The organism is Shewanella sp. T24-MNA-CIBAN-0130 (genome assembly GCF_040310185.1).
In the GTDB taxonomy this organism is placed as follows: domain Bacteria; phylum Pseudomonadota; class Gammaproteobacteria; order Enterobacterales; family Shewanellaceae; genus Shewanella; species Shewanella psychromarinicola.
This window is the reverse complement of sequence record NZ_JBEOPP010000094.1, coordinates 1-9,472: the sequence shown is the minus strand read 5'-3', so window position 1 is coordinate 9,472 and position 9,472 is coordinate 1. Positions and strand designations below refer to the sequence as shown.

At 41.1% G+C, this 9,472-nt stretch carries 11 protein-coding genes; 6 read left to right on the top strand and 5 right to left on the bottom strand.

The features are described 5' to 3' along the window. Positions 1–153 precede the first annotated feature (153 nt). The 4 genes from AAEZ02_RS21190 to AAEZ02_RS21175 all read right to left on the bottom strand — a co-directional run bounded on the left by AAEZ02_RS21190 (position 154) and on the right by AAEZ02_RS21175 (position 3,777). Positions 154–678, bottom strand: a complete 525-nt coding sequence (locus tag AAEZ02_RS21190; protein WP_351124894.1) for a TlpA family protein disulfide reductase — start codon at positions 676–678, stop codon at positions 154–156. Between the two features lie 75 nt (positions 679–753). After that, on the bottom strand, positions 754–1,236 hold the full coding sequence (gene nrfF / locus AAEZ02_RS21185) for a heme lyase NrfEFG subunit NrfF (protein ID WP_124013997.1): 483 nt from the start codon (positions 1,234–1,236) through the stop codon (positions 754–756). Continuing rightward, positions 1,236–1,790, bottom strand: a complete 555-nt coding sequence (locus AAEZ02_RS21180) for a DsbE family thiol:disulfide interchange protein (RefSeq protein ID WP_124013996.1) — start codon at positions 1,788–1,790, stop codon at positions 1,236–1,238. The genes nrfF and AAEZ02_RS21180 overlap by 1 nt, the downstream gene beginning before the upstream one ends. Before the next feature lie 16 nt (positions 1,791–1,806). After that, a complete protein-coding gene (locus AAEZ02_RS21175) occupies positions 1,807–3,777 on the bottom strand; it encodes a heme lyase CcmF/NrfE family subunit (protein ID WP_124013995.1) in 1,971 nt (656 codons plus the stop codon). 417 nt (positions 3,778–4,194) lie between these two features. On the opposite strand from AAEZ02_RS21175, the gene ccmI reads away from it, so the two are divergent. Beyond that, a complete protein-coding gene (ccmI, locus tag AAEZ02_RS21170) occupies positions 4,195–5,451 on the top strand; it encodes a c-type cytochrome biogenesis protein CcmI (protein ID WP_101033763.1) in 1,257 nt (418 codons plus the stop codon). 94 nt (positions 5,452–5,545) lie between these two features. Here ccmI and AAEZ02_RS21165 read toward each other — a convergent pair whose 3' ends face one another. Next, positions 5,546–5,839, bottom strand: coding sequence for a c-type cytochrome (locus tag AAEZ02_RS21165; protein ID WP_101033762.1), 294 nt, complete (start codon positions 5,837–5,839; stop codon positions 5,546–5,548). 323 nt (positions 5,840–6,162) lie between these two features. Here AAEZ02_RS21165 and ccmA point away from each other — a divergent pair, with 323 nt between their 5' ends. The 5 genes from ccmA to ccmE are packed head-to-tail and all read left to right on the top strand — an operon-like array spanning position 6,163 to position 8,936. Further along, the gene (gene ccmA, locus AAEZ02_RS21160) at positions 6,163–6,813 is read left to right on the top strand and encodes a cytochrome c biogenesis heme-transporting ATPase CcmA (RefSeq protein ID WP_101033761.1); all 651 of its coding nucleotides are present in this window, start codon (positions 6,163–6,165) and stop codon (positions 6,811–6,813) included. Between the two features lie 9 nt (positions 6,814–6,822). Continuing rightward, positions 6,823–7,509, top strand: a complete 687-nt coding sequence (gene ccmB / locus AAEZ02_RS21155) for a heme exporter protein CcmB (RefSeq protein ID WP_101033760.1) — start codon at positions 6,823–6,825, stop codon at positions 7,507–7,509. After that, the gene (locus tag AAEZ02_RS21150) at positions 7,509–8,255 is read left to right on the top strand and encodes a heme ABC transporter permease (protein WP_101033759.1); all 747 of its coding nucleotides are present in this window, start codon (positions 7,509–7,511) and stop codon (positions 8,253–8,255) included. The genes ccmB and AAEZ02_RS21150 overlap by 1 nt, the downstream gene beginning before the upstream one ends. Continuing rightward, on the top strand, positions 8,255–8,467 hold the full coding sequence (gene ccmD, locus AAEZ02_RS21145; protein WP_101033757.1) for a heme exporter protein CcmD: 213 nt from the start codon (positions 8,255–8,257) through the stop codon (positions 8,465–8,467). Before AAEZ02_RS21150 ends, ccmD begins: the two co-directional genes overlap by 1 nt. Next, positions 8,451–8,936: a cytochrome c maturation protein CcmE gene (gene ccmE / locus AAEZ02_RS21140; RefSeq protein WP_124013994.1), complete on the top strand. Its 486-nt coding sequence runs from the start codon at positions 8,451–8,453 to the stop codon at positions 8,934–8,936. The genes ccmD and ccmE overlap by 17 nt, the downstream gene beginning before the upstream one ends. Positions 8,937–9,472: the final 536 nt, after the last annotated feature.

Here is a 9,472-nt window from a genome sequence, read left to right as displayed (position 1 = left end):
CGGTGACTGCTTTCGCTGTCTGCCGTGTCAGTGGATGCGCATTATAGGCAATACAAGATTTAGCGCAAGCCCTTTTTTAAGAAAAAAGGATCGCTTGGCGATCTTTTCACCAAAAGCGATCCTTTAAGATATTTTTTGAGCTTTATTGACTGTTTATTGTACTTTTACTGTGCTGTTGCGGAATTGGTTAAGGAAACTAATCACATTCTTATCATCCCAATTGACAAACGAGCGAACATAGGCCACCAGCTCACCTTGTTCATTTAAGATAAATGTCGCCGGTATTGTATCGAGTGGGAATACATCTCGTAACTGTTGTTGCGGATCAAAATATGAGTTGAATGTGGATAATTCAAGAGATTCCAAAAATGGCTGTACGACATTAACCGCTTCGGCATCAATAGAAATAGGTATTAGTGCAAAATGTTCTGCATCTAAGCTTTTATCTAATCGATTTAGCGCAGGGAGCTCTCTGACACAAGGTGGGCACCAAGTAGCCCAAACGTTAACCACAACCACTTTTCCCTTATAGTGTTCAAAATTAATTGGCTGACCAACGGGGTTGGTGAAATCGACTAAAGCAATAGGGAATGGTTGCGGTAGGATATTAATCCGATCAAGTGTTGACTCAGTGGTTTGCTTAGCCGCAGCTTGCATGCCGGGGTATGCATTAGCCATACTTGCAATACCCAATATAAAGAAGCTCGTGAAGATATACGCAAACCACTGTTTCAAGGTTAATACTCCGATTGGTTACTTGGTTGTCTTATTAGGATTTAATATTGCATCTAACTCGGCTTGTTGCTCTGTCGACAAGGTTGTTGATTCTGTTGCTTGAATCCGTTGCTTGCGCACAAAGATAAAACCAATAAAGAGACCCAAAATAAGTAACCCAAATGGACCAAGCCATAGAATATATGTTTTCGAGTCTAGCTTAGGATTGTACAAAACAAAATCACCGTAGCGACTGGTCATAAAGTCGATAATTTCAGCTTCAGATTTACCGCTATCAACCATCTGATACACTTCTAGACGCAAATCTTGTGCAACAGGTGAGTTTGAATCGACTAAATTTTGATTCTGACATTGTGGACAACGCAATTGATGCGCGAGTGACAATGCCCTTTGTTGATTTTCAGCTGACTTAAACTCATAGGTATCGACTGGTGTAGCCATTACCGTCAAAGTAAAAAGTAAACTAGTACAAACCATCATTATTTTAAATACGAATTTCATTACGATGCTCCATCAACTTTTGCTTCAGCTTGTAATTGCTGGATCATCGGATACAAGGTTTGTGTCCATACTGTTTGATCTATTGGTCCTGCATAACGATAACGAATAATACCGTTATGATCGACAATAAATGTTTCTGGTGCGCCATAAACCCCAAGGTCGAGCCCTAGGCGACCATCTTTATCAAAGAGGTTAGCTGTGTAAGGGTCACCTAGAGTGGTTAACTCTTTAATTGCTAATGCTCGCTCGTCACGATAGTTGATACCATATATAGGTAACAAATTACGTTTAGATAACATCAACAAATAAGGATGCTCATATTTACATGCGGGACACCAAGTCGCCCAAAAGTTTAACATCGACACTTTTGCAGGAAGATCTTTCTCAGTTAAGACTTCACTAGGCACTTCTAAGCGCTCAAGTTGGAAAGCCGGAACAGGCTTTCCTTCTAATGCTGAATCGAGCACTTTAGGATTGAGAAATAATCCTTTGTATAAAAACGCGCCCATACCCAAGAATATGACTAAGGGTATAAACAGTACAAACTTCTTCATAGTGTCTCCGAGTTAATTACACTGTCGCTAATTTTGCTTTTACTACATCTTCTGAAGCAACTTGCTTCACACGATAACGCTTATCTGATGCAGCAAGGAAGCCACCAATCATCATAAAGATTGAGCCAAACCATATCCAACGTACAAAGGGTTTATAATTAAGACGTACAGCAAACTCAGTTAAACTAATGGGGTCGCCCATAGTGACATATAAGTCGCGGAATAATCCCCAATCAATACCTGCTTCAGTCATATCCATAGTACGAACAGTGTATTGACGACGATCAGGCTTTAACAAAGAGACAAATTCATCATCTTTATAAATCTCAATCTGACCTTGTTTGGCAGTATAATTAGGGCCGACGACATTTTTAGTTTCTAAGTACTTGAATGTATAACCTGCCAGCTCTTGGCTAATACCTGGTCCCATGCGAACACTTTTTTCAATCGAGTAATTAGAGACAATTGTTGCCCCCATTACTGAAACCGCAATACCAAAGTGGGCAAAGAGCATCCCTAACTGGCTACGACCTATTTGATTGAGACTGATACCGCCTTCTTTATTGCTTACCATATTATAAGCAGCGCGAAGAGTGGCTAGCATGATCCACGCGGTAGCACCCACACCACACATTACCCAAGCATTAAATTCACCGCCAGCAACAAATGGAGCTGCAACACCCACAACTAACGCGATAATAGCTGGAACAAGTAACTGTCTTTTGATTTCACCGGCTTTAGATTTCTTCCAACGAATAATTGGACCTATACCCATAAAACAAAATAGCACTAGTACGATAGGTACAAACACAGCATTGAAATACGGAGGGCCAACTGAAATTTTGCCCATACCTAATGCATCAATCAGTAAAGGATATAGTGTACCCAGTAGAACAGTACCCGCTGCAACAGTAAGTAATACGTTACAGATTAGCAGCATGGTTTCTTTCGATTTAAGCTCAAATCGTGCTGGACTGCTCATTTCACTGGCTCGGAAAGCAAACAGAGTTAACGAACCGCCGATGGCAAGGCCTAACAGCAGCAAGATGAACAAACCACGACTTGGATCTGCTGCAAAAGAATGTACTGACGTTAATACGCCCGAACGAACAATAAAGGTGCCGAGTAAACTTAATGAGAACGCAAAGATAGCTAGCAATACAGTCCAGTTACGGAATGCACCACGTTTTTCTGTCACGATTAATGAGTGCACTAACGCAGTACCCACTAACCAAGGCATAAATGACGCATTTTCAACCGGGTCCCAAAACCACCAGCCGCCCCAACCTAATTCGTAATAAGCCCACCAAGAACCTAATGAGATCCCACCGGTTAAAAATATCCAAGCCGCTAAAGTCCAAGGACGACTCCAACGAGCCCATGCGGAGTCAAGTCTGCCACTCATAAGTGCTGCTATGGCAAAAGCAAAACATACTGAGAAACCCACGTAACCCAAATACAGCATAGGTGGATGGAAGATTAATCCAACATCTTGCAGCATCGGATTTAAGTCTCTCCCTTCTAAAGGAATAGGAAATAACCGTTCAAATGGACTTGATGTCAGTACCATGAATAAGGTGAAACCAACAACAATCATCGCTAAGACTGACAATACTCTGGCGGTAAAGACTTCTTCTAACCCTTTACTGAATAGTGCCACAGAGGTAGACCATACAGATAATGCAAAGACCCAGAATAATAGTGATCCTTCATGACCACCCCAAACTGCCGCAATCTTAAAGAAAATAGGTAATTGTGAGTTGGAATGATGTGCGACATAAGCCACCGAAAAATCATCAACCGCAAAACTGTACCCTAGGATAACGACCGATAGAGTGATGAAAAAAAACATTCCGTATGTCAATGGCCAAGCATAACGAACGAGATACTGGTCTTTACATGCGGAACCATATAACGGCACGCTAGCTAACAGTATGGCAAAAGCCAAACCGAGAATGAGCGAGAAATGTCCAATTTCTGGAATCATGGGTATTCCTTAGTCTAAAAAAATAAGCGGATCTGAAACAAACAAATCACTACAGTACCAATTAATGCGATGAACTAATATACGCACATTAGCTTAAACGAATTTTAACGCATTTTAGAACTTGCGATGACTTCTGTCTGCCATTTTCGTGCAAAATTGGGTCACTAGTCTCATTATGAACATCGATTGAGATAAATCGAAAAGTTTCCACAACCAGTCTGACAGGATTACCTTAACAAAGTTTCACCATGAGTTAGCCAAACAATTCAATCTGTGAACCAGTACGCAACTATCAGGATTTGGATTCATATCTTCCTTATATTACTATTCAATTAATAATCTTTACGTATAATCAAGATTCCAAGCACTGCGGTAATTGCCGCTTTCTCTGTTAACCTAAAAGTGAATATTGAAACAATGACCACATTTTGGATATTTATTGCGCTTGTCGTACTCATCGGCCTAATCATGATTTGGGTTCCACATTTTCGCCAGAAAAAGCTGTTACAAGCTGAAGAATCTGGTGTTCGTAGACAAACTAACCTTGAACTTTTTGCTGAACGTTTAGCTATTCTTGAAAAAGAATTGAAAGACGATCTTTTAGATCAAGTCGAATTCGAAGCATTAAAGAAAGAACTAGAGATAAATCTACTTCAGGATATGAAACAAAAGGGTGACGACTCCCTTGATGTCGAAATTAAATCAAAAACTGCTTTGTGGCCTGCTTTTATGACCATTTGTTTGTTGGCTGTTTCAGGTTACTTTTATCAACAACTTGGTGCTTACAACGAATTAGCCAACCCTCCTTCGCAAGCCAGCAATCCTCATCAGGGTATGGATCCGGCGCAAATTATGTCGCAACGGGTACAGATAATGGAAGCAAAAGTGCAAGCTCAGCCAGACGACAGTCAAGCTTGGTTTAGCCTTGGGCATGCTTATATCTCTGCCAATCAATATGATAAAGCCGTTGCTGCATTTGATAAAGTGATGGAGTTAGTGGGCACGCAAGCTGAACTCCTTGGCCCTAAAGCGACAGCGCTATACTACAAAGCTAATCAACAAATGTCACCGGCAATTCAAGCGATAATTGATCAATCTTTAGCGTTAGATCCACAAGATCCCTCCACGCTGCTTCTCGTTGGTATGGATGCTTTCTTTACCGCAAACTACAATAAAGCCATCAATTCGTGGCAAATGATCTTAGACAGTGATCGTAATGATGTTGATAGAACAGCATTAATGAATGCGATTGAGTCTGCTAACATGCGCCTTGGTGAAAACCCAGACTCAATGCCTAGTGATGCCAATCACAAATCAGATATCACTAGCAACGCCAAAACGGTGGCGATTGAAATATCCATTTCGCCAGAACTAGCGGATAAAGTGGCTGATACAGATACTGTGTTTATTTTCGCACGAGCAACCCAAGGCCTTAAAGTACCGCTAGCCGCAACTAAAATCAGCGCAAGCAGTTTACCCACAACAATTACACTAGATGACAGTACTTCTATGGGTGGCGATGTCACACTCAGTTCAGTACAAGAAGTCGAAATCATTGCGGTATTGTCAAAGAATGGCAGTGTTAAGCCACAGTCGGGTGACTTAAAGGGCACAATTAAAGCAATAAAAGTGGGTGGTAATGCTGCACTAACACTGGATACCTTAGTACAGTAACCCTGTTTAGTCTTAGTGATGTTATACGCTAACATGACTAAGATTGACCCATAAAAAAACCGGCTATTAGCCGGTTTTTTGATCTAGTCGAAAGCTACTTAGACATAAACTCAATTGCTTTTTTGTAATCGTCATCGGTACAGTCAGTACACATACCACCTGGTGGCATAGCGTTTAAACCTGACTTAACCGAACCCACTAAGGCATCTAAACCTTTCGCTAGGCGTGGTTCCCATGCCGCAGTATCATGAGCTTTAGGCGCACCAGCCACGCCCATGCTGTGACAGACTTGACACGCTTTATTATAAATAGCTTCACCTTCTTGAGCAAATACATTTGCAGACAAAGTTAATGCAGCTACTGCAGTCATTGCTAACAATTTTTTCATGTTCATCGTTCCTAATTGCAAATATATAAAGCTTAACGCTGCCCTTTGATTTAGAAGGCAGACTCATTTTGGCAACATAAGATTACTACAAATAGCAAAAAAACTCATCTTTTTGTGATAACAATCTCAGCTTAGTCCCTAAATCAAGACAATCAGTGCAGTTAAGGTAATATATTAGCAATCATTAAAAAAGTTCAAACTATATATTATTTTTTGGAACCATATCAAATTGCTAGCACTTAATCGGTGACAAAGCTAAACCGGTAAAAGTGTTTGTGTTAATATCTTTTCGAATTCATCCTCAAGCAAAACAAGAGGGATAAGTGACTATATCAAACCAACCAAAAGTACTATTAAGTGCCAACGAATTGACCTGTATTCGCGAAGAACGCATTTTATTTGATGAACTTAGTTTTAACATCAATGCGGGTGATATTGTCCAAGTTGAAGGCCCAAATGGTGCTGGTAAAACTAGCCTACTACGTATTATTGCAGGCTTATCTCGCCCCTATGCTGGTGAGGTTGAATATTTAGGTGAAGACATTAATCGATGTAGAGACGAGTTTAATCTCGACTTGTTATATCTTGGGCATTTGGCGGGTGTAAAAAGTGAGCTCACTGCAGAAGAAAATCTTAACTTCAATTTAAGAATCAGTGGCTATGATGATTTCGACACTAACGTTATTTTGGCGAAGGTCAATTTAACCGGTTTTGAAGAAGCTCTGGCAGGTCATTTATCTGCAGGACAACACCGTCGAACCGCATTAGCACGTTTACAGCATAGCAACTGTAAAATCTGGATCCTCGATGAACCTTTTACTGCAATTGATAAAAAAGGCGTTGAAGAATTGGAACAACTTTTCATACAACATGCTAAATCGGGAGGATGTGTCATATTAACCACCCACCAAGATATGAGCATTATTCGTGATGACATGTTACGTAAAGTCACGCTCGACTATCGCTTTATATAAGGTATTGGGATGAAACGAGGAATTAGTTACACCGCATCATTCATGACGTTTTTGCAACGAGATTTAAGAATTGCTATCCGACATCGCGGTGATATTTTTAACCCACTATTATTTTTTATATTAGTGGTCACTCTTTTTCCTCTAGGAATTGGGCCTGAACCTCAGGTCCTAACAAGAGTAGCACCTGGCATTATATGGGTCGCGGCCTTACTCGCCTCTATGTTGTCATTAGAGCGATTATTTAAAGCCGATTACAACGATGGTAGCCTTGAGCAGATGTTGTTGAGTCCACAGCCATTACCATTATTAGTATTATCAAAAGTACTGGCTCATTGGATACTAACAGGTGTGCCATTAATCTTAGTTGCCCCTTTGTTAGCCGTTCTATTGCATTTAGAGAGTAATAGTTACGGTGCATTAATGGCGACGTTAGCGCTAGGAACCCCGGTGTTATCTTTACTAGGTGCGATAGGTGTAGCACTAACCGTTGGGCTTCGAAAAGGAGGCGTGTTACTGAGCTTACTCATTCTACCTTTATATATTCCTGTACTTATCTTTGCCACTAGCGCAATTGATGCCGCAGGACTCAACCTTACTTATGATGGCCAACTGGCGATACTAGCCGCTATGTTGGTCGGTTCTTTAATCTTGGCTCCTTTTGCAATTGGTGCCTCTTTACGTGTGAGTACAAACTAATGTGGAAATGGCTTCATACCTTCGCTGATCCTGAACGAGCATATAAATTGTCAGGCACACTACTGCCGTGGTTTACCACATTCGCGATTTTACTTATTGGAACTGGGAGCATTTGGGGATTATTGTTTGCACCAACAGATTACCAACAAGGCGATAGTTATCGTATTATTTTCATCCATGTGCCTGCCGCATCGATGTCAATGAGCGCTTATTTGGCAATGGCAACCGCTTCCTTTATAGGTTTAGTATGGCAAATTAAATCTGCCGATTGGGCCGCGGCAGCAATAGCACCTATTGGTGCGGTTATCACATTCATAGCATTACTTACCGGAGCCGCATGGGGCAAACCAATGTGGGGCGCTTGGTGGGTATGGGATGCGCGTCTGACCTCTGAATTAGTCTTACTCTTTTTATACTTAGGTATTATTTCGCTGTATGCTTCTTTTGAAGATAAGGTGCTCGCGGCTAGAGCCTCTGGTATTTTGGCCATTGTCGGTGTGATTAACATTCCGATTATTAAATACTCTGTCGACTGGTGGAGCAGCTTACATCAACCGTCTACAATTAAAATAACTGAAAAATCAACCATGTCGACAGATATGCTATACCCACTATTGATCAATATAGTTGGTTTTGGAGTAATGATAGGTGCAATTACCTTAGTCCGTTATAGAACCGAAATCCTCGCTCGAAATGGCATGCGCCCTTGGGTAAGAGATTTAGCAACTGCAGAGGAGGCAAAATAATGCAATTTGATTCATTGAAAGATTTCATTAATATGGGTGGCTATGGATTCTATGTATGGTTGTCTTACGGTGTAACAATCGGCTCTTTAGGAACCTTGATCATCCTCAGCGTGCGAAAAAAACGCACAGTCCTAATTGAAATAGCTAAAAAAATAACGCGTGAACAACGCCTGAAAGAAACAAGAGGTAATAATCGTGAATCCAAGACGTAAAAAGAGATTAACCCTTGCAGTAGCGTTAATAGCCGGTGTTGCAGCTGTTGCTTCGTTATTGTTATACGCACTAAATTCTAATTTGAATTTATTCTATACACCGTATGAAATCACCCACGGGAAAAACGATACGGGTGTAATGCCAGAAGTAGGACAACGGATCCGAGTCGGTGGCATGGTCACAATAGGGTCGATGAAACGTGATCCAAAAAGTTTACATGTTGAATTTGCAGTGCATGATTCAGCGGGTGGGACAGTGTTCGTCACTTATGATGATTTACTTCCAGACCTATTTAGAGAAGGCCAAGGGATCGTTGCCCAAGGTATTCTAGTAGCGTCTGGAAAACTAGAAGCGACTGAAGTCCTCGCCAAGCACGATGAAAACTATATGCCGCCTGAAGTCGCTGAAGCGATGGGACAAAAGCATGAAAAGCCTAGCTATAGTGAAGAGGCTATGGGCAATAAGTAAATAAACACAACATTCAATCAAGCCTCTTCGGAGGCTTTTTTTATACCCAGTAAAACTAATTTACCGTCTGCAGGCATTGGATGCTATTCGGGTAAACCAATGACGCTATCTGGATTCAGACTACTTTAATCATTAACTCAGTATAAGGTCTAGAGTTAAAGGCATATAAATCCACACTAGAAACTTAACGATAACTCATTGAGCCGGCGATGAAAATCAAAGGCACGTCATGATGAGCAGGCACTGAACCTACTGCTCAGCGAACACAAGATCGCTACTTATTAAGCGTTTTGAAAACTACCCTCACCTAGATTAACGAGCCAGATAAATAGACTGTAGAGGCCTCTATGAGGCAAGGATAGCGGCTCTAAGCTGTGTTCAATGTAATCGAACGGTGTTAACCCATTCCTGATGCCATTTCTATTATGTTGGACAAAATAACACTCGCCTCTACACCACTGTTAGTGCCGACGCAAACCCGCAGTTATTTGCCGCAGAATAAATTGCCAATAAAACCTCTTGTTCAGCCTTTTATT